The following is a 26,795-nucleotide window of genomic DNA, read 5'->3' on the forward strand; positions in this document are numbered from 1 at the left end:
GGGGAAGCTGCTCCGTCCCGCAGCTGTAATCAGCAAGGTGTTAGAAGGGAGAAGAACCAGTGGAGAAACCAGTACATGCTGTACCCCCTCTCAACAACAAGGGAATTCAATTAAATAGAAACCATTCATTCTTCAAGCGTCTTATTCAGCAGAGGACGCTGGCCTTCATGTGTATTCCTTTTGTTCTTTGGGCGTTTGTATTCAAGTACCTCCCGCTCTGGGGCTGGACTATGGCTTTTCAGAATTACAAGCCGGCCAAGAGCTTCTCAGAGCAGCAGTGGGCAGGGTTAAAGCACTTTAGGATACTGTTTGAGGACAGCACCTTTTATCGTGTGCTGCGGAATACACTTGTCATGAGTGGTATTCAATTAGCATTAGGGTTTGTTACGGCAATTACGCTTGCGCTTCTGTTAAATGAGCTGAAGAATATTATCTTTAAACGTGTAGTGCAAACCGTCAGCTACTTGCCGCATTTCATCTCCTGGGTAGTGGCGTCGAGTATTGTGCTGACGGTATTATCGCCTGACGGGATTGTCAATGTTCTGCTTACCAAGCTTCAGCTCCTGGACAAACCTGTACTCTGGATGGGCAAAGGGAGTTATTTCTGGGGAATTCTCGGGGCAACGCAGGTATGGAAGGATGTGGGCTGGAACACCATCATCTACTTGGCAGCCATCACTTCCATCGACCCCTCTCAATATGAGGCGGCTGAAATCGACGGAGCCAGCCGTTTTCAGCGGATGCTTAATATCACGCTTCCCGGACTCAAGCCGGTTATCATCATTCTCCTAATTATGAATATGGGTAATATTCTTGAGTCCGGATTTGAGGCGCAATATTTGCTAGGTAACGGGATGAACATTGATTTCTCGGAGAACCTGGATATATTCGTGCTGAAATATGGACTTGGAATGGGGAATTTCTCGTTGGGTACCGCTGCAGGGATATTCAAAACATTGGTCAGCTTCATCTTCCTGTTCTCAGCCAATAGCATCGCCAAAAAAATGGGAGAAAGCAGATTATTCTAAAAGGAGGTATATGTCATGCAAGCAGCAAGAAAATCGCGTTTGCGTAATTCCAGTCTGGGAGACCGTGTATTTGATATATGCAACATCATTTTTATGCTATGTCTGATGGTTGTTACGATGTATCCCTTCGTTAATATGATCGCCATATCCCTTAACGATGCTAATGATGCTGTCAGAGGCGGGATTTATTTGTGGCCGCGGATGTGGACCTTTAGCAATTACAAGTATATCTTCGGGGAATCGGACATCTATCATGCCACGCTGATCTCCCTTCTGCGTACAGTGATCGGAACGGCAGTCTCAGTCTTCTGTACCGCAATGCTGGCCTTTACCTTGAGCCGCCAGGAATTCGTACTCCGCAAGTTCGTCACAATGTTCTTCGTATTCACCATGTATTTCAGCGGCGGCCTGATTCCCGGCTACCTGCTGATCCGGAATGTGGGTCTGACGGATTCTTTCTGGGTCTATATTGTTCCGGGGATTATCGGTGTGTTCAATATGATTGTCATCCGATCTTTCATTGAAGGCCTGCCCGAAGGGATTCTGGAGTCGGCCCGGATCGACGGGGCCGGGGAATTCACAACCTTTGTCCGTGTAGTACTGCCGTTGACGATTCCTGCGATGGCTACTGTATCTCTGTTTGTAGCTGTGGGACAGTGGAACTCCTGGTTTGATGTATTTCTGTACAACTCCTCCAATATCAAGCTGAGCACACTTCAGTACGAGCTGATGAAAATTCTGCAGACAACCAATACGTCTGCGACTGCCGGAGCAGTGGATGCATATCAATCTGCAGATAATGCAGTAAGGGTAACGCCAACCTCGTTGCGTGCTACGATGACAATCGTTGCAAGTGTGCCCATTCTGATGGTCTATCCTTTCCTGCAGAAGTATTTTGTTCAGGGGATGACGGTTGGAGGCGTTAAGGGTTGATGACAAGGGAGGGGCAGGGAGGCAACCCGCCTTGCGCTCCGCTTGAGGTTATATCTCTCTAATCAGGCCGGCTGGAACCTTTTAGCCGGCCTGTCTTTACGCCCACAAGCTTCGCAGATTGATAATTCCTCATCAATGGATGATGTTCCCAGGATAGAATGATGCAAATTCAAGTTAGTATTAGCATAGAACGGAACTCGCGTATACAGAGCCTGGAGCCTGCGGCATTCTGCAGGATGACCTGTGGAGGCTCTCAAGCAATCATACTGTTTAGTGGGGGGATACTCATTAATTATTCAGACCCAAAATACCGGATTCTGTCCTACACCCGTGAGCCGGCAGGGATCTATGGATCGAAGCTTGGCTGCAGTATGCATGGTGCGATGAGTCCAACTGCTCGCCGTAAAATTACTGGAGCGGCTGACTGTATCCTTCGATACCTGCGTACAATTGCCGGAAGCCCGGACGGTCTCTTCGGAGAAGGAGCTGCAGGAGCTTGGGGCAGAGTATCTTTACAGCGACGGGACAACGGTACGCAAGCCTGTGAACTGGAATTCAGGCGGGATATCCTGGGATAAGCCAGGCGTGTACACGGTAACCGGCGAAGTGAACCAGTCCGTTTATTACTTTCCGTTCTCGGTGAACCGGGCCGATCCTTCCTTCTTCCAATGGTAGAATCAATATTATTTCATCGCCAATAACGATGCTGACCGCAAACAACAGCCTCTCTGTGCGCTCAGCGGGTACTATTGGACAACTGGCGACAGCGGCGGAATATGTAATATTGAATACTAAAATGTACTCCCATATGATCCAATTCCTGTGGGCATCTGAATTTCAAGTAATAGGCGGAGAGGTATACATCTTCCTGGCCAGCAGTTCTGAGGGCTTCGGGCCGATCCGGGCCTATGTGATGAAGCTGAGAAGCGGGGTAGATCTCTGCAACAAGGCGGATTGGGAGCGGCCGGAGCCGGTTGTGGGCCGTGACGGGAAGGTATTAAGCGAAGTAGGCCTGACACTGGATATGACTGTTGTACAGGCTTCCGGTACAACTTATGCGATATGGGCGCAGCGTGACCTGATTTCGGTGGATCTTGGCTCCTGGATTTACATTGCTGAAATAGATGAGCAGGAGCTGTGGAGAGTTCAGTGAGCCTGTCCTGCTGTCGAAGCTGGAGTATAGCTGGGAGAATAATTATTTGTTTGTTGACGAGGGACCGTATCCTTTGTTCAGTGGAGATAAGCTGTACATTACGTTCTCCAGAGCGCTGGTGGACTACACCTATAATGTAGGCTATCTCTCGATTGACCGGAATGCCGACTTGCTGAACATCACCAACTGGACCAAGGGCAATTATCCGCTGCTGACCAGTTCCTCCGTTCCCGGCCATAATGCTCATGTAACCCAGGAGGGTATGGTGTGGAGCATCTATCATGCACGGATCGGCAAGGAAGGTCCAAGATACAGCGGCGTCCGCAGGGTACACTTCCACCAGGACGGCTTCCCTATTCTGGATATGACAGAGAACAAGGATATTCAGTGCAGCAGCCGGAAATTGAGTTTTACCTTGAAGGTGCATGCCTAAAGCACAAGTTGCCGTGCACCATGTTACTTATATCCAACGGAATTCACCTGGGGAGGAAAATGATGAACACCGCCATAACTAATCCGATGATGTGGTCAGACGTTCCGGATGTTGACGTAATACGGGTATACTCTGCCTTCTATATGGTTAGCACCAGTATGCACTCCATGCCGGGTTGCCCGATCATGAAGTCGGTTAATTTGAAGGACTGGGAAATCGTAAGTTATGTATACGATACCTTTGAGGATAATGATGCCCACAGGCTGCTGGACGGCACTGGTATTTACGGCAAGGGCTCGTGGGCGGCATCGCTTCGCTACAAGGATGGGATCTACTATGTTTGTATGAACCAGTTCTATATCTATCGCACAAACGATATTGAACACGGAGTTTGGGAACGCTCGGTGATACCGGGGCTTCACCATGACCCAGCCCTTTTGCTGGATGAGGATGACCGCAATTATATCATCTATGGCAATGGGGACATTTATATCAAAGAGTTGACCGGCGATGTTACCGCTGTGAAGCCTGGCGGAATTAATCAGCTGCTGCTTGAAGGAGAGCGCACTGGTATGGGGCTGCGGATTAAAGGATGTCATGCTTATAAACTTCATGGCAATTACTACCTGTTCTTTATCGAATGGCCGAAAACCGGGAACAAGCGGAGACGGCAGGTGTGTTACCGTTCAAGCGGACTTCGGGGCTTTATGAGCGGAGAATGATCCTTGATGATGATATGGGCTATTTTAACAATGGTGTAGCTTAAGGGGGAATTGTCGATACACCGGATCAGGAGTGGTATACGGTATTGTTCCAGGACCGTGGTGCCGTGGGACGTGCGCCTCAATCCGTTACTGCTAAGCTTCCTGCTGCAGATCCGAAGCCGCTTGTGATCAGCGATGAATTCGACTATGAGAAAGACCGTTTGGCTCTTAACTGGCAGTGTAATCATAATCCTGACAACAGACTGTGGTCTGTTACAGAACGTCCCGGTTATCTGCGGCTTAGATCAGACACATTAGCATAGGGGATACTTCAGGCCCGCAACACGCTGACACAACAGACGGAAGGACTGGCTTGCAGTGCAGAGGCAATGCTGGAGCTCTTGGGCATGCAGCCTGGCGGATATGCTGATTTTGATTATTTCCATTATCACCGGTATATAACACAGTAAGCGCAAGCTAACAGATTGTTATGATTGTTCTCTGCCTATAAAAGAAGTGTTAGTTCCTCTTATAATAGAAGCAGAGTACAATTATGAGAGTCGAATGGGGATGGAAGCAATGAATGAAGAGTACATGAAGACCCCGGAGAATTTCAACAACGTTCATGCCTTTTTGAGAAAAATGGTAACTTTGACGGGAAAGCTTCAGACCTGGGAGTTCGTCAGATTCGAGTTTTGGGAGTGTTATGAAGCCGCTAAAAGCCCAGACCCGAGCTTCAAGCAAAATAATGCACACCTATGGAAGAATGAAGCCGGTGAGATAACAGGCCTTTTCATTTCCGAATCCGGAGGCGGTTTCTTCAGCTTAATCGTTCATCCGGATTACCCGTATCTGGCGGACGAGATGGTCGCATGGACCCGGAATGTATGGGGCAAGGGGAGAAAGAAGCTTAACACGGATTGCTATCCCTATGGTCAGGAGGTTCAGGCATTATTGGATCAAGGTTTTGTGCAAGATTCCCATATCGGGAATACCCGAAGATACGATCTTGCGCATACTGAGTACACTTTTAACCTGGAAGAAGGCTTCTACATCCGGTGCATGGCGGAAGGGGCAGACGAGGAATCGAAGGGCGAGTTGATTGAACATATCTTCTCTCCGTCTGATTCCGGCCCAGTCAAGGTAGAGTATTGGAGAAAAACTCTGCCGTCCTATCTTGCGGAGCTTGATTTCTCTGTGGTTGATGATAAGGGCCGGCATATTGCCTTCTGTTTCGGGTTCGTGGATCAGGATAACGGGATCGCGGTTATAGAGACGATTGGGACCCGCCCGGATTATCGGCAACGCGGCTTCGGCAAGGCGGTTGTTACAGCCTGCTTCTTGCGGCTGAAGGAGCAAGGTGTGACAACGGCATATATTACAGGGTTCTCTGCTGAGGCTAATGCTCTATATCAATCCCTGCAGCCGGTGGAGATTACTCCGATGCATTCGTATGTATACGAAGATTAAATACAAGCGGGACTGTCCAATGTAGAAGCGTCTATCCTTCATATATATTTTTCCGAAACAGCTTCCTCAGCAGGATTTCACACTTAGTTTATCGAATAAACAAAGTGTGAAGATATACATATAATCTATGAGAGGAATGAGCAGCTTTGGACATGAACCAACAGAAGTATACAACACAAGCAGCGGGATATGATCAGGAGAAAGCAGGGATTGAGCGTGGTAAGATCACGATGATTGAATATCCATCTGCAACAGTGGGCACCACCCGGAAGGCAAGAGTATACACACCGCCCGGTTATTCCAGCAGAGAGAAATATAATGTCTTGTACCTGCTGCACGGCATCGGCGGGGATGAGGACGAATGGTTCACCCACGGCACTCCGCAGATTATTCTCGACAATCTGTATGCCGATCACAAGCTGAAGCCGATGATTGTTGTGTTGCCGAACGGCCGGGCGATGCAGAATGACCGGGCGGAGGGCGACATTTTCGCGCCTGACAAGTTGGAAGCCTTTGCAACCTTTGAGTCTGATCTGCTGAACGATCTGATCCCTTATATCGAAGCGAATTATTCCGTGCTGACGGACCGGGAGCACCGTGCGCTGGCCGGCTTATCCATGGGCGGAGGGCAATCGCTCAATATGGGTCTGAACAACCTGGACCGCTTCGCCTGGGTAGGGGCCTTCTCTGCGGCACCTAACACGAAGGAGCCAGAGCTGCTGGTACCTGATCCGCAGAAGGTAGCGGACGCGCTTAACCTGCTCTGGTTATCCTGCGGAGACCGGGACAATCTCAAGTATGTCAGCGACCGCACCCATGCCTACTTCCTGGAGCATAACGTGCCGCATATCTGGGTGGAAGAGCAGGGCGACCATGACTGGCCGGTCTGGAAGAACGGGCTGTATCAGTTTGCGCAGCTTATTTTTTAAATGGTGTAGAGGGCGTCCTGAGCGGGCGCCTTTTATTCTGGCTGGAAGTTGCCGCTGTATGCCGGGTAATCCTTAGAAGTCCAAATGTTCACCGCAGTGACGATAATGCTTCCAGTTTTAATTAGTAGTGCGTCAGTGTGTCTTACATTCACTGAAGCGCAAAAAAGGCAGCCCCAAGCCATATCTATGGCTCGGGGGCTGCCTTTTCTATCATCTCCGCGCTTTGCAGGTCACCGCTTATTTATTAGCAATCGCATCGGCGCGCATTTTAACGATTTTGTCTGCTCTTTCCTTGTCTACGGCGAAGACATCGTTCCAGCCGAGTCCTTCGACATCGCTCTTCAGCTTGGTCCAGAGCTGGTCGAATTCGGCCTGGTCCTTGGCGAAGATCATTTTCCAGGAGGTGTTCTTGACATAATCCGAGATCTGGCTGCGTTTGTTCTTAACGTCAGAGGAATCGGAGCCAAGACTGGTGTTGATGTTCGGTACGATGTCAATCATGTTGTTCTTCGTATAATACTCAGTCGGAGTAGTGGCGTCATAGGTTTTCTGCCAATCTGTAGTCAGCGCAGTCTTGTTGGCTTCGATGGTGGACGCCCAGTAGGTGCTGTTGTAGAACTCTTTGGTTTCCGGGTCGGTCACGAAATCACTCATAATCATCGAGTTGACCTTGCTCTGGCCATCCTGGTAACCGCCGCCGCCGTATTCAGCAGGCACAGGAGTATTTTCCTGGAATGCAGTCTGACCAACTTCGGTCAGCTTGAATTTGCCGTCCGGTGTTTTTTCATAGTTGAAGCCTTCGAAGCCGTTGGTATAGTAACGCAGGCCTTCCGGAGAGGACATCCAGTCCATCAGTTCCATGATTCTTTCCGGTTCTTTCGCTTTGGAGCCGATGGCGAACACTCTGCCGTTCCCGAAGTAAGCATCACTGTTCTGGATCAGGTGGGTATCGCCGATCGGAACGGCTACGTTGCCGTCACCCTGGTTGCCGCGTTCAATCGTGTTGTAGAAGCCTCTCTGCCAGGAGTACCACAGGAGCAGCACCTGCTTGTTGGTCAGCTTCTCAGATACCTTGTTCCAGTCCTGGGAAGGGGAATCCGGGTCGACGAGACCCATTTTGTTAGCGTCATAATAGAACTGCAGAATCTTCTTGTACATGCTGTTGTCGTCAACGATCGGCACGATGTCACCTTTGGCATTCAATTGAATTGTTGTTGTGCCGTTCGGCTGCTCATAGCCATACCAGTTGCTCAGCCACCGGACATTCTCCATGCTGCCGCCATCCCAGTCCTTCCACAGCGTAATCGGAACAATCGGCTTACCGTCCGGAGTCTTCGGATATTTAGCCTGCATATCCTTCAGGGCGGTCATCAGGTCGTTCAGATTATTCAGCTTCGGCGCGCCGATTCCCTTGTAATAATCCCAAGGCATAATCGGGCTGGAGTAAGGCAGCTCTTCTGAGAAAGTCGTTGGCGAGGTGTCGGCGGTGAAGGCCGGGAGAGCATAGATTTTACCATCCGGGTTCTGCTTCTCGAAGGCCACATTGAACGGCTTAAAGTGATTGTCTACATATTGGGACAGATGCTCCGTGTTCTTAATCATGTCGGTTAAATCCATAATCATGCCTGCCGGAATCAGTTCCTCAAGCTGGCTGTTCTCAATAATCAGGAGGTCGCCGAGGTCACCGGATGCAGAGCGGGTCTTGTACAGCTGGTCGCCCGCTACCTGCGGAGCCAGAATGTTCAGTGTGATATTGAATTTGTCTTTCAGCAGCTTGCCGTACCATCCCGTCTGCTCGCCTTGATAGTTAGCTGCGTTGTCGAATACCGTAATGGTTAGAGGTTTGCTGTGATCGATGCCTGTGCTTGTGCCCGGATCGGATGACTCAGTAGGTGTTCCGGGTTCGGCCGTCCCCGCAGCAGCTCCTCCATTGTTGGAATTACCGCTGCAACCACTTAACGCCGTTGTTACCAGCAGGATGGTCGTCCCTAGTAACAGCGCGGACTTTCTGCCCAGCTTAATGTGTGTTTTCATGTGTAGCCCCCCGAATGATTAATGTATCATAAATGGCGCTGTCGGATTAGCCCTTGACGGCACCAATTATAATTCCTTTGACAAAAAATCTCTGGAAGATCGGATATACCAGCAGGATCGGTGCGACTACGATAATGGTTACAGTCATGCGGATGGAGGTCGAGGTCTGCTTGGTCGCCAGAGTAGCCATCGCCGTGGATCCGGCATTCTGCAGGTTGACCATGGTGGACAAGGAGCTCGCCTGGTTGATGTAGTTATACAGAATGAACTGCAGGCTGTAGAGCTTGCTGTCCGTCACCAGCAGGAGCGTATCTTGGAAGGAGTTCCACTGGTTGACTGCCGAGAAAATGGCAACGGTTGCAAGGATCGGCTTGCTGATCGGCAGAATGACTTTGTAGAAAATCGTGAAGATTCCTGCACCGTCAATGCTGGCCGCCTGCTGAAGCTCCTTCGGTGTTGCCTCCACGAAGGTTTTGACCAGGATAATGAAGAAAGGAGCAACAACGGACGGAAGAATATAAGCCAGGAAGTTGTCCGTCAGATGCAGCGATCTCATGGTCAGATACCAGGGGATGATCCCGGCGTTGAAGAACATTGTGATGATGGTGAAGCGGTACCAGAATTTCTTGCCCCACATATCCTCCTGAGCGAACATGAATCCGAGGAAGGCCGAAGCGCCGACCGTCAGTAACGTACCGATCACGGTTCTGCCGAGGGAAATCATGAACGCATTGCCCAGACCCGGGATTTTGAATACATCGACATAGTTCTGGAAATGAATCCCCTTAGGCCAGAAAATAATTTCGCCTTTAGCGCTTAGGTCGTTCGCGCTGATCGTATTGATAATGATCGAGTAGAACGGGTAAACGCAGATGAAGGCGAACAGTGAGAACAGGATATAGATAATAGTAGAGATGATTTTATCGGTAGCGCTGACCTGCATTTTGACCGTTTTTTTGGTGATGTCGATCTCCCGGGTGTTTGGCGTAAGACTGGTCTGGTTGTCACTCATACAATGCCCTCTCCTCTCAGCATTTTGGACAGCCCGTTCACCGAAAAGAGAAGCACCACGCTGATTACACTCTTCAGCATACTGATCGCAACGGAGACGGAATAGCTGCCGCCGCCCATGGCGAGGTTATACACATATAGATCAAGAACCTGAATAGTGTCCTTGTTAAACGCATTTTGGAAGACGAAATATTGCTCCAATCCGTTATTCAGGAAGCTTGCAATCTGGAGCATCAGGAGGACGAAGTAGGTTGGCATCATGCTTGGCAATACGACATGGCGGATCACCTGCATCCGGGTAGCCCCATCCACATAAGCCGCTTCATACAGCGATTCGTCGATGCCCATGATGGCCGCGATGTACAGAATGGCAGACCAGCCGAGTGTCTTCCAGGTAGCCCAGGCCCACATGGTCCACCAGACATGCTCTGAGCTCTGCAGGAACATTGTAGGTGAATCGGTCAGCCCGGTCATATGCAGGAAGCCGTTGACCATCCCCTCACTGGAGAACATGGAGAAGGCGAGGGAGTACACCAGCACCCAACTGATAAAGTTCGGCAGCGTGGTGACCGTCTGGATGAATTTGCGGAAACGTACCGCCTTGATCTCGGTCAGGAAGATGGCGAAGATCATCGGGAGCCAGGAAAAGAGGATACCCAGTCCGCTGATGCCGAAGGTATTCCAGATGACCTGCATCAGCTGATCGATCTTGACCTGATTCTCAACCAGGGAATGGAACCATTTGAAGCCGACAAACTCGGATTGTGACAATGGGATAGGCGGGGTGTAGTCAAAAAATGCATATACCCATCCATAGAGCGGATAGTACGCAAAGACAGCGAGTAAAAGCATAAAGGGAGAGATGTACAGGAATTTCCGGAACGAATTGCTTCTCATGCACTGGCTGCGCATTGTTTCACTCCTCATCATATTCTCTTTGTATGATTGCTTCCTGAAGCTAAGCCGGGGCAAGCAATCCTGAGTAACTTGTCTGGCTGTCATCCCCCTTCATAATAAAAGCAATGAAAAGCAAATGTGGAGCAATTGATAACGCTTTCATGTATGAAACTATAATAAGTTATCGTCTATCTTCCTACAATGACCGATCCTCACCAATTATTGATCTATTGTCAGGTGAAGGAGACGCGGACGAGAAGGGAAAGTGCATGGGAGGGGGAGCGAGAGTTGCAAGGGACACGGATGAAACGGGAGTTTATAGGAGCGGGAAGAAAGGAATACGGGAGGCTAAACGGAAACCCAGAGAGTGATGAGGGGTATTAATACACCTGATTTTATCAAAAGAGGGCGGATGAGTCGAATGAAGGGTATTAATACACCTGATTTTATCAAAAGCGGGCGGATGAGTCGAATGAGGGGTATGAATACACCTAATTTCATCAAAAGCGGGCGGATGGACCGAATGAGGGGTATTAATACACCTGATTTCAACAAAAGTGGGCGGATGGACCGAATGAGGGGTATTAATACACCTGATTTCAACAAAAGTGGGCGGATGAGCCGAATGAAGGGTATTAATACCAATGTCATTAAGATAAGATATAGAGCCAAAAACAAGAAAAAGGCAGGTTATCGAAAAGATAGCCTGCTCTTTTTTTGCACAAAAAAATCTTGACAATCCGTAGAAAACGTGTGGCGAAGCCCCTTGAAAAAACGAGGAGGTTACGCCAATGAATGCTTATGCAAATTCGCTGAAAGACAGACTGACATCTCTCATCCGTGAGATGGCGGCTGCCCCCGCGCCTTACGTCAGAAACCCGGGAAAGGATTTTACCCGAACGAAAAAACTACCCTTTGAAATGGTTATGCAAACCCTGATCTTTATGGGCGGCAACAGCCTCTATAAGGAACTGTTGGAATCGCAGGGCTATGACGTTAACACCGCAACTTCTTCTGCTTTTGTTCAGCAAAGAAATAAAATTTTGCCGTCTGCGGTCGAATCTTTGTTTCACACCTTTACCGCGTCCCATACGGAATTCAAGGATTATCGAGGCTATCGATTATTGGCCATTGACGGTTCCGATCTGCATATTGCAACAGATCCTGCGGACCCGTTGACCTATTCTCAAAGTCAGCCCCACTCGAAAGGCTTTAACCTTCTGCACTTGAACGCTGCTTATGACCTCTGTAACCGGCTTTACGTGGACGCCATCCTTCAACCTCGAAAGCTGCGCAACGAAGGAAGGGCGCTGTCCACGATGGTGGATCGGTCCCCTATTCAGGGGAACGTCATTGTGTTGGCGGATCGAGGATTGGAAAGCTACAATACGTTCGCGCATCTGGAACGGAAAGGATGGAAGTACGTCATACGGGTCAAGGATTTGCATTCGAATGGCATTCTTTCGGGCTTGCACTTGACCTTTGAAGGGGCGTTTGATCAGGAGATTCACCTGACGCTGACTAAAAAACGAACGAAAGCGTTCAGGGATCACCCCGAAATCTATAAAATTCTTCCGGCCACCTCTAGCTTTGATTTTCTGGACATGCAAAAGAACCTGTTTTACCCGATTTCCTTTCGGGTGGTTCGTTTCCTCCTGCCCAGTGGCGATTATGAAACCGTCATTACCAATCTACCGGCTGCTGAATTCTCACCGGATGAACTCCGGGAACTGTATCACCTGCGATGGGGGATTGAGACCTCTTTCCGGGCCTTAAAATACACCATCGGTCTGACCCATTTTCACGCAAAGAAGCAAGAGTCCATTACCCAAGAGATATTCGCAAGAATGATCCTCTACAATTTCGCTGAAATGATTACCTCGCACGTAGTCATTTCCCAAAAGGATAAACGGCACCTCTACCAAGTCAACTTCACGGTGGCCGTTCACGTCTGTAGACATTTCCTGCGCTCCAAGGGCGATGGACCCCCGCCTGATGTGGAAGCTTTGATTCGCAAAAATATGTTGCCGATTCGTCTCACCCGTCCTGGGCAAAGGAATACACGCAGAATACGTAGCAAATCCGCCATTAGCTTCGTCTACAGAGTAGCATAATTCGGTTCGCATGAACATTTTTTTAAGTGGATCTTCCATCCGCTTTGTTTGCTATGCGCTTTTTTCCTTCCTTACACCAAAAACAAACGGCATAGGACGTTTCCCCATACCGTTTTGGATTCTCTTTATTAATTCCAAACTTATCTTTGAACTTATCTTAATGACATTGGTATTAATACACCTGATTTCGGAAGAAGTGGGCAGATGAGCGGGCAGGTGCGAACTGGAACGCAACATTATACATAACGCACAGGCCGCTCACTCCACCCCCCTCCGCCTCAGGCAATGACGAAGCATTGCTTGCGGTATTCATTGGCGCTGGTTCCCGTGTATTCTCTGAATTTCTTGTAGAACCAGTCGATTTCCGAATATCCGACAGCGTCTGCAATCTCATAGATCTTCATGTCGGTCGTTTCCAGCAGCAGCTTGGCCTTCTCCATCCGCTGGCGCAGAAGATATTCGTTGAAGGACATCTTCTCCTGCTGCTTGAATTTCTGTCCGAGATAGGCGCAGTTGAAGTTCAGGGAGTCGGAAATCCGCTTGAGTGTAATATTATGATGGAGCTGCTCATCCACGTATTGCTTGATCGTACTGACGATCGGGCACGGGGAGGACGGCTCTTTTTGAATGGTGAACTGAGCATAATCCCGCTCCGCAGCAGCCGGTCTGCCGGCCGGAGCCAGCACCCGTCGAACCGCCTCCAGACTTCCGCCCAGCTCAGCCGGATCCACCGGGTCTGTTAAGTAATCGCTTACATTATAGAGTAAGGCTTGGCGCGCCAGCCCGAAATCTCCGCTGCCCCCGAGCAGAATAATCGGAACGGAGCTTCCCTGCCTGATCTGCTCACAGACTCGCATGCCCGGCGTATGGGCATCCCTGATATTCAGAAGAACCAGTGATATCCCCTCGCTGCGGATCAGCCGCAGAACATCGGATGAATAATCAGCATGCGCATGAATGATGAAATTCTTAAGTCTGCTCCCTGCCATATAAGAAGCGATCTCCCGCACTTGGGCGTTTCGCTCTACACATAAGATTCTGTACAACATGAAGACCCCGCTTTCAGAGAGAAGTTAAGCTTCCTTCATTCATTATGTGCAACAGAGCCGGGCGCTACAATGTGCAATTCTTGCACCAGGCTCCATTTGTTTACCTGATCGGAATCCGGTTGCCCGGTGGATAAGGACTTGTGGACCCGACCTATAATTTGACAGGTGAACACCTGAAGTTAGACGGGTTGCTGCCTGAAAATGTAAGCGCTAAACTTTCAAGGTAAGTCATTCATACTTGGGGGGACAGATCATGCGGGCAAAAAAAGTAATGTCAGTATTCATTAGTATGTTGTTATTAGCGGCAACGACGGCATGTGGAGGAGCGGGGAACGGCGGAAACGCCGGCGGGGGAGCGTCAGCCCAGCCGGCAGCGGCTACGGAGACTCCGGCAGCTGAAGCCACTGCGGAAGCTACGCCCACTGCGGAGCCGAGCAATGCTACACCAGAAAAAGACTTCGATATGGGCGGCCGAACGATCAAGATTGTGTCCTGGTGGGATATGACGATTCCTGAGGACAATCCTGACAATATCCAGCGCTCGAAGAATCTGAAGGAATTGATGGCCAAGCATAATTTCAAGGTTGAATATGTAGCGCTGGACTTCGGTGAATACCAGAAGAAGGTAGTGGCTTCACTGGTCGCCGGTGAACCGCTTGGCGATATTGTCAGAATGGGCAAGGGCTATATGATTCCGGTGCTGACCAAGCAGGATATGTTCTGGCCGGTTGACGAGTATACCAAGAATGAGAATGCCTTCAATCAGCGGATGACTACAGAATTCTCACAATATGAGGGCCGGGGCTATGGCTTCTCGGAGAATGCGGGCAACCTGATCAGCGGGATATTCTATAACCGCACCCTGATGAAGAAGCTGGGCATGAAGCCGCTCCAGGAATATGTGAACGAGGATAACTGGAACTGGGAGACCTTCACCCAAGTCGCCAAAGAAGCGAACAAAGATACAGATAACAACGGTAAATTTGATGTTTGGGGCTTGGCCTCCGGGGGGTTCCTGGAAATGGCGCTGGCCTCCAACGAGACCGATCTGACCGTTGACGACAAACAGAATCTCGATGATCCGAAGCTGCTGGAGGTCTTCAAGTTCATCGCCAAGCTGGGTGCCGAGAAGGTAGCACGGCCGACAGAAGGCGGGGACTGGCAGGAACCGGCGCAGTTCTTCCGTCAGGGGAACACGCTGATGTATGCAGGAGCCGATTATGAGGCGAACGGCTTCAAGACGGATATGAAGGATTATGATATCGGCTTTGTTCCTTTTCCAAAAGGGCCTAATGCTACCGAATACCACAGTGTGGAATCCAATGTCCAGTTCCTGACCATCCCGAAGAAGGCCGAGAATCCGGATCAGCTGCTGTATATCTGGGAGAAGATCAACGATATCGAGTCGATCTACGATTATCCGAAGCAGGCTTCCCTGGAGAGCACGTATGACAACGAGGACGATATCAACAACGCCAAGCTGGTCGAAGGCGGCATGCTGCTCACGAACCATAATACCTTCTCGACCATGCCTTACTACGAGATGATTGACGAACTCAAGAAGGGAACCTCGGCCTCTACTGTCATTCAGAAGTACAAGGCTAAGGTTCAGGCATCTGTAGACGCAGTTTACAAAAAATAAACGGATACCGCATGGAACAACAGTCCCCCGCGGACTGTTGTTCCCATTCTTGCTGAAATTTTATGATCCATCGCTTAAGGGGAGGAGTACGATTGAATATTCGAATCAGGAACATAGCGATTATATTGGTTGTTGTCCTGCTGGCCGGGACGATCTGGATATTTAATTCCCCGGGGCAGCCTGTGCATTCCGACTCTCCCGCAGTAGGCAAGTTCACGGCAGCCGCGCAGGACGCCGCAGAGGGCAGCTATGAAGCCTATCTGAAGCAGCATGCGAACGCCGCACGCCCTGACCGGGAGATCCGCATCGAAGGGGAGAGCTATTCCCCAGGCAGCGGAGATGTCTTCGAGGTGAAGCAGCAATTCGAGGGGCTTGACGGAGCAGCAGTCATTACCCCGGAATCGGGAACCATCTCCTGGGAGGTGCCGGTTCCGGAATCCGGGCTGTATAACCTCCGGGTTCATTATTATCCGGTGGAAGGCAAGAGCTCGTCGATTGAGCGTTCCTTATCCATCAACCGGGAGGTGCCGTTCAAGGGAGCGGATACCCTGCTCTTCGACCGGGTCTGGGGGAACCGTGAGGAGGTCATTAAGCAGGATGACCGCGGCAACGATCTGCGCCCCAGACAGGTGGAGCAGCCGGTGTGGCAGTCCACAGTCATTGCAGACAGTGAAGGCTTCTATGAGGAGCCGTATGCCTTCTATCTGGAGCAGGGGAATCAGACTCTGTCGCTGACCGCGCTCCGTGAGCCGATGGCCATTGATTATATTGAGCTGTTCCAGGACCGGACAGTGCGCTCTTATGCAGAGGCTAAGCAACAGTATGAGACTAAGGGTCTTCAGCCGGTAAAGGAGCCTTATATCGAGGTCCAGGCCGAAGCGGCATCTGCCAAATCCTCGCCCACCTTATATCCGTTATCCGACCGCTCCAGCCCGGCAGTGGTTCCTTATGCCGTCTCGAATTTAAGGATCAACACCATCGGCGGGGTGAACTGGAAGCTTCCGGGGCAATGGATCGAATGGGAGATTGATGTCCCTGAAGAAGGTCTGTACCGGATAGCGCTCAAGGAGAAGCAGAATCAGCTCCGGGGCGTCTATGCCAACCGCAGCCTGACCATTGACGGTGAATATCCGTTCACCGAGATGAAGCAGATCCGCTTCAATTACTCTCCCGGCTGGCAGATGAATGTACTCGGCGGGGAAGAGCCTTATCTGTTCCATCTTACACAAGGGACGCACAAGCTGAGACTGACCGTGACCCTTGGCGATATCGCGCCGCTGGTCCGTACGGTCCAGTCCAGCGTCCTGACCTTGAATGAAATGTACCGCAATATTCTGGCGATTACCTCCAATAACCCGGATAAGTTCCGCGATTATCAGCTGGAGAAGCGGATACCGGAGATGACTAAGGTATTCCGGGAGCAGGCGGAGATTATCCGCAGTGTCGGCGAATATCTGGAGCAGGCAACCGGGGAACGCAGCGACAAGGTATCCGTGCTGTACTCGATGGTCACCCAGCTGGAGGATATGGCTAAGCATCCGGACACGGTAGCCAAACGGCTGGTCTCCTTCAAGACGAATGTCGGCGGTCTGGGGACCTGGATACTTAGCGTGCGGGAACAGCCGCTGACGCTGGATTCACTGGTGGTCTCGGCGCCGGATAAGCCGCTTCCGTCTGCGCAGGCGACCTTCTTCCAGAAGCTGAAGCATGAGCTGAGGGCTTATGGCGCCTCGTATACCGAAGACTATGACAGTATCGGCAATGTGGCGAAGAACCAGAAGGCGATTACGGTCTGGATTTCAACAGGCCGGGATCAGGCTCAAGTGATGAAGAGCATGATTGACGATACCTTTACGCCGGATTCGGGCATCTCCGTGGCACTGCGGCTGGTGCCTCCGAACATTCTGCTGCCGGCAACCCTGGCGGGCGAAGGGCCGGATGTAGCCATGCAGATCGGCGAGGATCTTCCAGTGAACTATGCGATGCGCAAAGCATCGGCCGATCTGTCGCAGTTCGCCGATTTCAAAGAAGTAGCTGACCGGTTCCGGGACAGTGCGCTCACGCCTTATAAGTACAACGGAAGCGTCTACGGGCTGCCTGAGCAGCAGATCTTCCCGATGCTCTTTTACCGGAAGGATATTCTGCAGGAGCTTGGCCTGGAGCCGCCTACCACGTGGGAAGAAGTCTACAATGTGGTCTCTGTTCTGCAGAGACACAATCTGGAGTTCTATCTGCCCCTGGAGGATACACTGAACAACGCGACGCTGGTGCCGAATGCGGCCTTCACCATGCTGCTCTACCAGAACGGCGGGCAGCTCTACACGGATGACCAGAAGCGAAGCGCCCTGAACTCGGAGACCTCCATGAGTGAATTTAACAAGTGGACCCAGTTCTATACCAATTACAAGTTCCCGGTGAAGGTGGACTTTCCGAACCGCTTCCGTACAGGCGAGATCCCGATCGGGATTGCAGATTATACCATCTATAACAGCCTGACGGTGATGGCGCCGGAAATCCGCAATTTGTGGGAATTCACGGTGGTGCCGGGAACGAAGCAGGCGGACGGCACGGTGAACCATAGCGTGGCCAGCCATACAACCGGCGTCATGCTGCTGGAGAATGCCAAGGACAAGGATTCGTCCTGGGAATTCATGAAGTGGTGGACAGACAAGGACACCCAGGTCCAGTACGGCCGGGAAATGGAAGGGCTGATGGGAGCGGCGGCACGTTATCCGACCGCCAACATCGAAGCGCTGGAGGAGCTGCCTTGGCCGGTGAAGGACTACAAGGAGCTGGAGAGCCAGTGGCAATGGGTGAAGGGGAACCCTCAGGTTCCGGGCGGCTACTTCACAGGCCGGCATCTGGACAATGCGTTCCGCAAGGTGGTCAACGGGAATGTGAATCCGCGTGAAGCCCTGTCGGATTATCTGATCTACATTAACGATGAAATTCAGATCAAACGGAAGGAATTCAAACTTCCGTATTAGGTTGGAGGCTGCAAGCTGATGGTACAAATACACAATACCACTGAACCAGCCTTGCAAGGGCTGGCTGGCGGTCCGCTCAAGGAATCCCGCCTGGCGCAATTATGGAAAGATATCAAGAAGAGCAAGCATTATTATTTCATGATGAGTCCCTATATGATCATCTTCTTCCTGTTCACGGTGATCCCGGTGGTCGTCTCCTTCGGGCTGAGCTTCTTCTATTTCAATATGCTGGAGACGCCGAGATTCATAGGCTGGGAGAACTATTCCAGGCTGCTGCTGGGCGATGATGTGTTCATGATCGCACTGAAGAACACCTTTTTGTTCGCTGTCATCACAGGCCCGTTAAGCTATATCGCATGCTTCCTGTTCGCCTGGCTGATCAATGAGCTGTCACCCTTTGTCCGGGCGCTGATGACACTGGTCTTCTATGCGCCCTCGATCTCGGGCAATGTGTTCTTCATCTGGCTGATTGTCTTCTCGGGGGACAGCTATGGTTACCTCAACGGCTTCCTGATGAAGATCGGGGTGCTGCTGGAGCCGATTCAATGGCTGCAGAATGAGAAGTATATTCTCGCCATTGTCATTATCGTCCAGCTCTGGCTGAGTCTCGGCACAAGCTTCCTGGCGTTCATCGCCGGACTTCAGACCGTGGACCAGACGCTGTTCGAGGCGGGGGCGATGGACGGGATCAGGAACCGCTGGCAGGAGCTGTGGTTCATTACCCTGCCGTCCATGCGTCCGCAGCTGATGTTCGGTGCAGTCATGCAGATTACCGCCTCCTTCGCGGTGGCCGAGGTCTCTATTGCGCTTGCGGGCTTCCCGAGCGTTAACTATGCGGGACATACGGTGGTAACCCATCTGATGGATTACGGGACACTGCGCTTTGAGATGGGCTATGCCTCTGCGATTGCCACCATTCTCTTCGCGATTATGCTCGGAACCAATATGATGACCCAGAAGCTGCTTCGAAAGGTGGGTGAATGACCCTGTATTCAAGAGTGATAGGGGCCCTTCGCCCTCAAAAAAGACTGAACCGTTCCTTTGCTGTCAGCTTTATGCTCTTCGGCCTGCTGCTGGGCTTCGGCGCGTTCATGGTTCTTCCGCTGATCTACACGGTGAACAATGCCTTCAAGCCGCTGGATGAGCTGTTCATCTTCCCGCCGAGATTCCTGGTGCGGAACCCGACGCTGGAGAACTTCACCGATCTGATGGTGATCATGGGCAATTCCTGGGTGCCGTTCACCAGATACATTGCGAATACACTGCTGATTACACTGGTAGGAACCGCAGGACATATCCTGCTGGCGTCAGCAGCGGCGTATCCGCTGGCCAAGTTCAAATTTCCGGGCTCCAGCATTCTGTTCAAAATTGTAGTGCTGTCCCTGATGTTCTCGCCGCATGTTACGGCGATCCCCAACTATCTGGTCATGTCGCAGCTGGGGTGGATCAATACCCAGGCGGCGATTATCGTGCCGTCACTGGCCTTTTCACTAGGTTTGTTCCTGATGAAGCAGTTCATGGAGCAGATCCCGGATGCGCTGATTGAGGCGGCCAAAATCGACGGTGCGAACGAGTACCGCGTGTTCTGGCAAATCGTAATGCCGAATGTGAAGCCGGCCTGGCTGACGCTGATGATCCTGCAATTTCCGGCGCTGTGGGGCACAGATGGAGGGAGCTTCATCTACAGTGAGAACCTGAAGACGCTTCACTACGCGCTCAGCCAGGTCATCCAGGGCGGGATTGCGCGTGCCGGGGTCGGAGCGGCCGTCGCGCTGCTGCTGATGACTGTGCCGATTCTGTTGTTCATTATTTCACAGAGCAGTGTCATCCAGACGATGGCCACATCCGGTATGAAAGAGTAGAGAGGAGGAACGGTGACAATGGTCGCAAGGATAAAGAAACTGAGAACCGGTCTGCTGGCCTTGTGCTGCCTGGTCAGTCTGGGGCTTGGCGGAGAGCTGGTCCTGGCAGAGAGCGCAGCCCCTTCCTACAATTATTCATACTGGGGGAATGCGGTGGCGGCTCCGTCCGCCTACGAGGCTACTACGCTCATCACGGGTGCCAGCTCCGGTGCGGGTCCCTTCAACAATCCGCAGGATATTCAGGTTACGGCGGATCAGCAGATCTATGTTCTGGATAGCGGCAATAACCGGTTTGTGATTCTGGATAAGGATTACAAATCCGTCAAGACGGTAGACGCATTCCAGTTCAAGGGGAAGGCGGAGAAGTTCAACAATCCGCAGGGCATCTATGTAACGCAGCAGAAGGAAGTGTATATCGCGGATACGGGTAATAAGCGTATCGTCCATCTCGACAGCAGCTTCCAGGCGGTGGGGATCATTGAAGCCCCGAAGTCCGAGCTACTGCAGGCGAACTTTGAATTTCAGCCAGTCCGTGTTGCTGTAGATAAGGCGGACCGCATCTATGTGATGTCTGCCGGCGTCTTCGACGGATTCATGGAATTCGGGGCGGATGGTGTGTTCAAATCGTTCATTGGTGCGAACCGGGTGCATGTCGATGCGGTGGAGTATTTCTGGAAATCGATCTCGACCAAGGCGCAGCGCGAGCAGATGGTGATGTATACGCCAACCGAGTTCACGAATCTGGACATTAATGATGAAGGCTTTCTGTACGCTACCAACGGTGACGATTACGGGGACCCGATCAAGAAGCTGAACGCGCAGGGGGCAGATATTCTGCGGAGAGAGGGCTATTACAAGCCCAGCGGTGATCTGCTCTACTCCACGCGCTCAGGGGGTGCCCCGCGGCTCGTGGATATCGATGTGAGCGACAGTGAAATATACGCGGTGCTGGATGCCAGCCGGGGCCGGGTGTTCACGTACAACGGGGACGGCTATCTGCTGTACATTTTCGGCGGAATCGGTAACCGTCTGGGCGAATTCAACACTCCGGTTGCCATTGAGCACAGCGGTGACGATATTCTGGTGCTGGATCAGGCGCTGGGTGAAATCACGGTATTTCAGACCACAGAGTATGGAAGAACGCTGAACAGTGCCGTGCGCAGCTACTATAACGGTGATGAGGAGATGGCCTCTCAGCAGTTCAGCAAGGTCGTCAACCTGAATGCGAATATGGAGTATGCCTATGCGGGCATAGGCAAGGCTTATCTGCGGCAGGGCGAGTACAAGGAGTCGGCGGAGTATTTCGAGCGCAGCATGGACCGGACCAACTATTCCAAAGCGTTCCTGCTCTACCGTAAGGAAGTGCTTCGCGGACATTTCTCCACCATTATGACGGCTCTGATCGCGCTGGTGGCCCTATGGCTGGGCCTGAGAATGTACCGGAAAATGAAGGCCAGAAAGAAGGTGGAGCTCCATTGAACAGAGAAGCGCTGCAACATCCGCTGTATGTGATGGTTCATCCGTTCAACGGATACTGGGACCTCAAATATGAACGCAGTCAAAAAACCAGTCTGATCATCTCCTTCGGTATTCTGTTTATGCTGATTCTGACGAATGTTCTGGGCAATCAATACAGCGGGTTCCTGGTCAATATGAATAATCCCCGGTATCTGAACAGCCTGCTGGAAGCGGTCTATGTGCTGGTTCCTGTTCTGTTCTGGTGTGTGGCGAACTGGTCGCTGACCACGCTGATGGACGGGGAGGGGAAGTTCACGGAGATTTTTATTACCACCTGCTTCGCCCTGGTTCCAATTGTCCTGATTAATTTCCCCTGGATCTGGATCAGTAATTTCATCTCGGCCCAGGAGAGCTCTTTTTATTACTTTTTCAAAAACTTTGCCATTCTCTGGTCGGGATTGCTGCTGTATGTGGGCATTATGACCGTTCATCAGTTCTCCCCGTCCAAAACGATCGGGACGATTCTGCTGACGCTGCTCGCTATGGCCTTCATGGCTTTCCTGACCCTGCTGTTCTTCAGTCTGGTTCAGCAGATGATTGCATTCGTCTCGACCATATACCAAGAAATTGTCTTGAGGAGATAGGAGGAGGACCGGGAATGAGGAAGCCGTTAATCATGCTGCTCTCGATTCTCTTCAGTATGAGTGTGCTGGCCGGCTGTTCGGCGTCGAGCTCAGGCAGCCAGGCCAGCGGGCATGAACCGAATCTTGAAGTGTCCTTTACGGAAGGGAGCGCGCTGAAATCTGCCTTCACCGATAGTGGGGTGAGCGGCATGACAGGGGTGCTCGAGAACGCGCAGCTCCGGCTGTTCATGGATGAAGCTACCGGAGGAATCGCCGTCAAGAATCTGTCGGACGGGACGCTCTGGTACAGCAACCCGCCGGACCGTGAAGCGGATGCCAAGGCCAGCGGGGATAATAAAGACCTGCTGTCCGCGCAGCTCAAGCTGGATTTCTATAACAACCTGGGTCAAGTCAGCTCTGTCAATTCATATACGGACAGCGTGGCCCATAAGCAAATGAAGCTGGAACTGACGCCGGAGGGCGTCAAGGTCTTCTACCAGTTCGGAACGACCGCCGCAACGGCGGAGGATCTGCCGATGAAGATGGGCAAGGAGCGGTTCGAGGAGAAGATCATGAGCAAGATGGATAAGACCGGGCAGCGGACGATGAAAATTGCCTACACCTTCGATGAGGAGAACGGGGTATATACGCGAAACGATGAAGCGCTGAAGGGGCTTCAGCTGGAGCGGACTCTGAAGGGCTTCGAGAAGGCGGGGTACACAGAGGAAGATCTGCAGCAGGACATCGCCGAGAACAACCTCAGCCAGACCAAGCCTGCGCCGCGTATTTTCCAGCTCGCCATTGAATACGCCCTGGACGGGGATCAGCTGGTCGTCAAGGTTCCGGCAGCGGATATCCGCTATCCTGCGGATTATCCGGTGAATGACATCTCTCTGCTGAGCTTCCTGGGTGCCGGTGGGAGCAAGGATTCGGGGTCCATCCTGGTGCCGGACGGCTCAGGAGCGCTGATTCATTTCAATAACGGCAAGACCCGTTATCCCGCATACAAGCAGGCGGTATATGGTGTGGACGGGACGATGGAGACCACAGATGCCTATGCGCAGCAGCAGGAGGTCAAGCTGCCGGTGTTCGGCCTGATCCGGGAGGAAGGTGCAATGCTGGGCATTATTGAACAAGGCGCTTCCTTGGCTACCATCAACGCGGATACCAGCGGCAGATTGAACGGATACAACTACGTGTATCCGAGCTTCACCCTGATTGCCAAGGGAGATCTTACCCTGACGTCAAGCGATCAGAACCGCACCCTGCCGAAATTCCAGCAGGAGCCGCCTAAGACAGATTATGTCGTCCGTTACGCGTTCTTGAGCGGAGCAGAGGCCTCTTATCCGGGCATGGCGCGTTATTACCAGAGCTATCTGGCGGAGCATGGCGGACTGCCTGAGGCACAGCCGGCCGCTTCCGCAGAAGCTCCTGTGAATACGCCGTTCTATCTGGAGCTGGTAGGCGGAATCACGAAGACCAAGCATGTCCTGGGTATTCCATATCAATCGCTGGAGGCATTGACCACCTTCGAAGAGGCCCAGAGCATTCTGGAGCAGATGAAGCAGCGCGGCATTGATAATATCAAGCTGAAATATGCCGGCTGGTTCAACCGGGGCCTCGATCACAAGGTGCCGGACCGGCTGTCTGTGGATCAGGCGGTCGGCGGCAGCAAGGGACTGAACCGGCTGGCTGCATACGCCAAGGAGCAAGACATTCAGCTCTTCCCTGATGTGGCTCTGCTCCGGGCGAACCAGACCTCCGGCTTCCGGATTAACCAGAAGGCTTCCCGGATGCTCAGTGAGATTCCGGCAGCTGTCTATCCGTACAATATGGCCTTGAACCGGCGGGACCGTTCCTTCACCCCGGCCTACATTATTTCGCCAAGCAGGGTCGGCGGATATGTTGATGCCACGCTGAAGGACATCGCACCGTTTCAGACCGGCGGCATCTCGCTCAGGGATATGGCCGATCAATTGAACAGCGATTTCCGCAAGAATCAGGAGGTCGACCGGGCAACGTCCGAGCAGATCTCGGTCCAATCGCTGGAGAAGATCACGGGGCAGTCGCTGCGTATTCTTGCGGATGGCGGCAATGCCTATGCCCTGCCGTACCTCTCTGACATTACGGATGCTCCGGTGTCCAGCAGCAGGTTCAAGCTGGAGGATGAGGAGATTCCGTTCTATCCGATGGTGGTGCGGGGATATGTGAATTACACCGGCAAGCCTTTTAACCTGTCCACGTTCACCAATCCAAGGCAGTATATCCTGAAGAGTCTGGAGTACGGCTCCGGTCTCTATTATGAATGGATGTATGCGCCTAATTACAAGGTGAAGGATACCGACTTCGATAACCTGTATGCGGTCCATTATGAGCAGTGGATCAACCAGGCGGCCGATATGTACACGGAAGTGAACGCAGTGATGAAGAATGTTCATAATCAGCGGCTGACGGGTCATGAGAAGCTGGCAGACGGTGTCTATAAAAGCACTTACGGTAACGGGATGTCTGTCATCGTCAACTACAATAAGACCGCAGTCCTTGCCGAAGGCCGGACGGTTGAGGCCGAAAGCTATATTACGGGTGGTGAGCAATCTTGAAATCCATACTTAGACTGGACCGCAGATCCTACAATGAGCAAAAGGCATTAATGGGCTTCTTCTATGTACTGCCCTGGCTGCTGGGGTTCATCTTCTTCTTCCTGATTCCGTTGTTGTCTTCGCTGCGCTACAGCTTAAGCTCGGTGCAGGCCAACTCCGACGGACTGATTGTTCATTTCAGCGGCTTCCAGAATTACGTTGAAGCGCTGACGGTGAATACGGAATTCAACCGCTCGCTGGCCGATGCCATATTGAATATGGTCATCAATGTGCCGCTGATCGTGATCTTCAGCCTGTTCCTGGCGGTGCTGCTGAATCAGAAATTCATTGGCAGATCGCTGGCCCGCTCGATCTTCTTCCTGCCCGTCATTCTGGCCTCCGGGGTTATTCTGAGTCTGGAGAGCACCAGCCTGATTCAGGCGGTTAACGATCAGAATGCCGGAGCGGGAGCGATTCAGGGACTGGGCACCTTCGAGCTGGAGGGGCTGATGCTGGATGCGGGCTTAAGCGAATGGGTAGTGAACTATCTGACCAGCGCCGTGAGCCGCATCTATAGTATTGTGAGCCAGTCCGGCGTACAGATTCTGATTTTCCTGGCCGGCATCCAGACCATCTCGCCGCAGCTGTATGAGGCGTCCAAGATGGAAGGGGCAACCGGCTATGAGGCCTTCTGGAAAATCACTTTTCCGATGGTCAGCCCGCTCATTCTGGTGAATTCTATCTATACGATTATCGATTCCTTCTCGAATAACGCCATGACGGACCTGATCCGGGAGACCGGCTTCACCCAGTTCAACTTCGGTCTAAGCTCTGCGATGGCCTGGCTGTATTTCGCCGCAGTGGCCTTAATTCTGGCTGTCAGCAGCTATCTGATCTCGAAGAAGGTCTTCTACTATGATTAAAGGGAGGATGGGACAAATGCATGCGACCCGCTTACTGTCGCTCGAACGCTGGAAGAAATGGATATGGTCCTTCGTGCGGCTGACGCTCATTGCAGGCCTGTCGTTCGTGATCCTCTATCCGGTACTCCAGAAGATATCCACGGCCTTCAAGGCCAAGAGCGATCTGTATTCACCGATTGTCGTCTGGCTTCCCGAGAATTACACGCTCGACAATTTCGTCAAAGCGATTGGAATTATGGATTACTGGCAGGCCTTGCTGAATACCTTCACCCTGTCGGCGCTGACTACAATCTTGACCGCCATCTCCTGCGCGCTTGCAGGGTATGGCTTCGCCCGGCTGAAGTTCAAAGGGAGCCAGCTGCTGTTCGCCGGGGTCATATTGACGATCCTGGTTCCGCCGATCACGATTCTGATTCCGGTCTACCTGAATTTGAAGGATTTCAGCCTGATGGGGCTGATTCCACTCCTGACCGGCAAATCGGTGAATCTGCTCAACACCTACTGGCCGTTTATTCTAACCTCTGCTACAGCGAATTCGCTGAAGGCGGGGCTGTACATTTTCATCTTCCGGCAGTTCTTCCGGGGGATTCCCAAAGAGGTGGAGGAAGCGGCTTATATCGACGGGGCCGGGGTAGGCAAGACCTTCTACCGGATTATGCTGCCTAACGCGATACCATCCATTGTTACGGTACTGCTCTTCTCGTTTGTGTGGCAATGGAACGACAGCTTCTTCACCACGACTTATCTGACCTCCAGCAAGGTGATGGCGACCCAGCTCGGCTCGCTGCCGTATAATCTGGCGATTCTGCTGGAGGATGGGGCCAATTCCAAGGCTGATCCGTTCTACCTCAGCATGGTCCAGGATACAGGGATTCTGCTGGCGATCCTGCCGCTGATCATTATCTACCTGTTCGTGCAGCGGTATTTCGTGGAGAGTATTGAGCGTACCGGGATTGTCGGTTAACC

The 26,795-nt window shown here is 51.8% G+C and carries 22 protein-coding genes and 1 pseudogene; 19 read left to right on the top strand and 4 right to left on the bottom strand.

The genetic code is table 11. The features are described from left to right. Positions 1-104: 104 nt before the first annotated feature. The 8 genes and pseudogenes from MKX51_RS10795 to MKX51_RS10830 all read left to right on the top strand — a co-directional run bounded on the left by MKX51_RS10795 (position 105) and on the right by MKX51_RS10830 (position 6,650). A complete protein-coding gene (locus MKX51_RS10795; RefSeq protein WP_340995587.1) occupies positions 105-1,028 on the top strand; it encodes an ABC transporter permease in 924 nt (307 codons plus the stop codon). 15 nt (positions 1,029-1,043) lie between these two features. Further along, positions 1,044-1,961: a carbohydrate ABC transporter permease gene (locus tag MKX51_RS10800; RefSeq protein WP_340992338.1), complete on the top strand. Its 918-nt coding sequence runs from the start codon at positions 1,044-1,046 to the stop codon at positions 1,959-1,961. Positions 1,962-2,411: 450 nt separating this feature from the next. Beyond that, a complete protein-coding gene (locus tag MKX51_RS10805; RefSeq protein ID WP_340992339.1) occupies positions 2,412-2,636 on the top strand; it encodes an Ig-like domain-containing protein in 225 nt (74 codons plus the stop codon). 109 nt (positions 2,637-2,745) lie between these two features. Beyond that, positions 2,746-3,114 carry a hypothetical protein gene (locus MKX51_RS10810; protein WP_340992340.1) on the top strand — a complete coding sequence of 123 codons (369 nt, stop codon included), beginning with the start codon at positions 2,746-2,748 and terminating at the stop codon, positions 3,112-3,114. Beyond that, positions 3,086-3,547, top strand: a complete 462-nt coding sequence (locus MKX51_RS10815; RefSeq protein WP_340992341.1) for a family 43 glycosylhydrolase — start codon at positions 3,086-3,088, stop codon at positions 3,545-3,547. The genes MKX51_RS10810 and MKX51_RS10815 overlap by 29 nt, the downstream gene beginning before the upstream one ends. Before the next feature lie 59 nt (positions 3,548-3,606). Then, a pseudogene (locus MKX51_RS10820) lies at positions 3,607-4,679 on the top strand (family 43 glycosylhydrolase); the annotation flags it as partial. Positions 4,680-4,830: 151 nt separating this feature from the next. Then, positions 4,831-5,721: a GNAT family N-acetyltransferase gene (locus tag MKX51_RS10825; protein WP_340992342.1), complete on the top strand. Its 891-nt coding sequence runs from the start codon at positions 4,831-4,833 to the stop codon at positions 5,719-5,721. 152 nt (positions 5,722-5,873) lie between these two features. Continuing rightward, on the top strand, positions 5,874-6,650 hold the full coding sequence (locus MKX51_RS10830) for an alpha/beta hydrolase (RefSeq protein ID WP_340992343.1): 777 nt from the start codon (positions 5,874-5,876) through the stop codon (positions 6,648-6,650). Positions 6,651-6,887: 237 nt separating this feature from the next. Here the strand turns inward: MKX51_RS10830 and MKX51_RS10835 are convergent, their stop codons facing one another. Genes MKX51_RS10835 through MKX51_RS10845 form a run of 3 tightly spaced genes read right to left on the bottom strand, consistent with a single transcriptional unit; the run spans position 6,888 to position 10,607 of the window. Further along, positions 6,888-8,684, bottom strand: a complete 1,797-nt coding sequence (locus MKX51_RS10835; protein ID WP_340992344.1) for a hypothetical protein — start codon at positions 8,682-8,684, stop codon at positions 6,888-6,890. 46 nt (positions 8,685-8,730) lie between these two features. Further along, a complete protein-coding gene (locus tag MKX51_RS10840) occupies positions 8,731-9,696 on the bottom strand; it encodes a carbohydrate ABC transporter permease (RefSeq protein ID WP_083684293.1) in 966 nt (321 codons plus the stop codon). Further along, on the bottom strand, positions 9,693-10,607 hold the full coding sequence (locus MKX51_RS10845) for an ABC transporter permease subunit (RefSeq protein ID WP_340992345.1): 915 nt from the start codon (positions 10,605-10,607) through the stop codon (positions 9,693-9,695). Before MKX51_RS10845 ends, MKX51_RS10840 begins: the two co-directional genes overlap by 4 nt. A 406-nt stretch (positions 10,608-11,013) precedes the next feature. Between MKX51_RS10845 and MKX51_RS10850 the strand changes: the two genes are divergently transcribed. Next, positions 11,014-11,328, top strand: a complete 315-nt coding sequence (locus tag MKX51_RS10850; protein WP_340992346.1) for a hypothetical protein — start codon at positions 11,014-11,016, stop codon at positions 11,326-11,328. A 55-nt stretch (positions 11,329-11,383) separates the two neighbouring features. After that, positions 11,384-12,706, top strand: coding sequence for an IS4 family transposase (locus MKX51_RS10855; RefSeq protein WP_340991681.1), 1,323 nt, complete (start codon positions 11,384-11,386; stop codon positions 12,704-12,706). A 278-nt stretch (positions 12,707-12,984) separates the two neighbouring features. On the opposite strand, the gene MKX51_RS10860 is transcribed toward MKX51_RS10855, so the two are convergent. Then, complete coding sequence (locus tag MKX51_RS10860) at positions 12,985-13,755, bottom strand: helix-turn-helix transcriptional regulator (protein WP_340992347.1); 771 nt, start codon at positions 13,753-13,755, stop codon at positions 12,985-12,987. Positions 13,756-14,008: 253 nt separating this feature from the next. Here MKX51_RS10860 and MKX51_RS10865 point away from each other — a divergent pair, with 253 nt between their 5' ends. The 9 genes from MKX51_RS10865 to MKX51_RS10905 all read left to right on the top strand — a co-directional run bounded on the left by MKX51_RS10865 (position 14,009) and on the right by MKX51_RS10905 (position 26,793). Continuing rightward, positions 14,009-15,397: an ABC transporter substrate-binding protein gene (locus MKX51_RS10865; protein ID WP_340992348.1), complete on the top strand. Its 1,389-nt coding sequence runs from the start codon at positions 14,009-14,011 to the stop codon at positions 15,395-15,397. Positions 15,398-15,459: 62 nt separating this feature from the next. Beyond that, a complete protein-coding gene (locus tag MKX51_RS10870) occupies positions 15,460-18,384 on the top strand; it encodes an extracellular solute-binding protein (protein ID WP_445321999.1) in 2,925 nt (974 codons plus the stop codon). An 18-nt stretch (positions 18,385-18,402) separates the two neighbouring features. Continuing rightward, positions 18,403-19,368, top strand: coding sequence for a carbohydrate ABC transporter permease (locus MKX51_RS10875; RefSeq protein WP_340992350.1), 966 nt, complete (start codon positions 18,403-18,405; stop codon positions 19,366-19,368). Then, entirely contained in the window at positions 19,365-20,246 is an 882-nt protein-coding gene (locus tag MKX51_RS10880) for a carbohydrate ABC transporter permease (RefSeq protein ID WP_036724919.1), read from the top strand. Before MKX51_RS10875 ends, MKX51_RS10880 begins: the two co-directional genes overlap by 4 nt. 18 nt (positions 20,247-20,264) lie before the next feature. Further along, a complete protein-coding gene (locus MKX51_RS10885) occupies positions 20,265-21,725 on the top strand; it encodes a hypothetical protein (RefSeq protein ID WP_340992351.1) in 1,461 nt (486 codons plus the stop codon). Continuing rightward, a complete protein-coding gene (locus tag MKX51_RS10890) occupies positions 21,722-22,348 on the top strand; it encodes a YIP1 family protein (RefSeq protein ID WP_036724916.1) in 627 nt (208 codons plus the stop codon). The genes MKX51_RS10885 and MKX51_RS10890 overlap by 4 nt, the downstream gene beginning before the upstream one ends. Positions 22,349-22,362: 14 nt before the next feature. Beyond that, positions 22,363-24,927: a DUF5696 domain-containing protein gene (locus MKX51_RS10895; protein WP_340992352.1), complete on the top strand. Its 2,565-nt coding sequence runs from the start codon at positions 22,363-22,365 to the stop codon at positions 24,925-24,927. Continuing rightward, on the top strand, positions 24,924-25,829 hold the full coding sequence (locus MKX51_RS10900) for a carbohydrate ABC transporter permease (protein ID WP_340992353.1): 906 nt from the start codon (positions 24,924-24,926) through the stop codon (positions 25,827-25,829). The genes MKX51_RS10895 and MKX51_RS10900 overlap by 4 nt, the downstream gene beginning before the upstream one ends. Positions 25,830-25,845: 16 nt before the next feature. Further along, complete coding sequence (locus MKX51_RS10905) at positions 25,846-26,793, top strand: carbohydrate ABC transporter permease (RefSeq protein ID WP_076073664.1); 948 nt, start codon at positions 25,846-25,848, stop codon at positions 26,791-26,793. Positions 26,794-26,795: the final 2 nt, after the last annotated feature.

The sequence above is a fragment of the Paenibacillus sp. FSL M7-0420 genome (assembly GCF_038002345.1).
Taxonomy (GTDB): Bacteria; Bacillota; Bacilli; order Paenibacillales; family Paenibacillaceae; genus Paenibacillus_AQ.

Coding starts and splice junctions, on each gene's coding strand:
- MKX51_RS10800 (WP_340992338.1), top strand. CDS start 1,044: ATGCAAGCAGCAAGAAAATCGCGTTTGCGTAATTCCAGTCTGGGAGAC.
- MKX51_RS10815 (WP_340992341.1), top strand. CDS start 3,086: ATGAGCAGGAGCTGTGGAGAGTTCAGTGAGCCTGTCCTGCTGTCGAAG.
- MKX51_RS10825 (WP_340992342.1), top strand. CDS start 4,831: ATGAATGAAGAGTACATGAAGACCCCGGAGAATTTCAACAACGTTCAT.
- MKX51_RS10830 (WP_340992343.1), top strand. CDS start 5,874: ATGAACCAACAGAAGTATACAACACAAGCAGCGGGATATGATCAGGAG.
- MKX51_RS10835 (WP_340992344.1), bottom strand. CDS start 8,684: ATGAAAACACACATTAAGCTGGGCAGAAAGTCCGCGCTGTTACTAGGG.
- MKX51_RS10840 (WP_083684293.1), bottom strand. CDS start 9,696: ATGAGTGACAACCAGACCAGTCTTACGCCAAACACCCGGGAGATCGAC.
- MKX51_RS10845 (WP_340992345.1), bottom strand. CDS start 10,607: ATGCGCAGCCAGTGCATGAGAAGCAATTCGTTCCGGAAATTCCTGTAC.
- MKX51_RS10850 (WP_340992346.1), top strand. CDS start 11,014: ATGAAGGGTATTAATACACCTGATTTTATCAAAAGCGGGCGGATGAGT.
- MKX51_RS10855 (WP_340991681.1), top strand. CDS start 11,384: ATGAATGCTTATGCAAATTCGCTGAAAGACAGACTGACATCTCTCATC.
- MKX51_RS10860 (WP_340992347.1), bottom strand. CDS start 13,755: ATGTTGTACAGAATCTTATGTGTAGAGCGAAACGCCCAAGTGCGGGAG.
- MKX51_RS10865 (WP_340992348.1), top strand. CDS start 14,009: ATGCGGGCAAAAAAAGTAATGTCAGTATTCATTAGTATGTTGTTATTA.
- MKX51_RS10870 (WP_445321999.1), top strand. CDS start 15,460: ATGATCCATCGCTTAAGGGGAGGAGTACGATTGAATATTCGAATCAGG.
- MKX51_RS10875 (WP_340992350.1), top strand. CDS start 18,403: ATGGTACAAATACACAATACCACTGAACCAGCCTTGCAAGGGCTGGCT.
- MKX51_RS10880 (WP_036724919.1), top strand. CDS start 19,365: ATGACCCTGTATTCAAGAGTGATAGGGGCCCTTCGCCCTCAAAAAAGA.
- MKX51_RS10885 (WP_340992351.1), top strand. CDS start 20,265: ATGGTCGCAAGGATAAAGAAACTGAGAACCGGTCTGCTGGCCTTGTGC.
- MKX51_RS10895 (WP_340992352.1), top strand. CDS start 22,363: ATGAGGAAGCCGTTAATCATGCTGCTCTCGATTCTCTTCAGTATGAGT.
- MKX51_RS10905 (WP_076073664.1), top strand. CDS start 25,846: ATGCATGCGACCCGCTTACTGTCGCTCGAACGCTGGAAGAAATGGATA.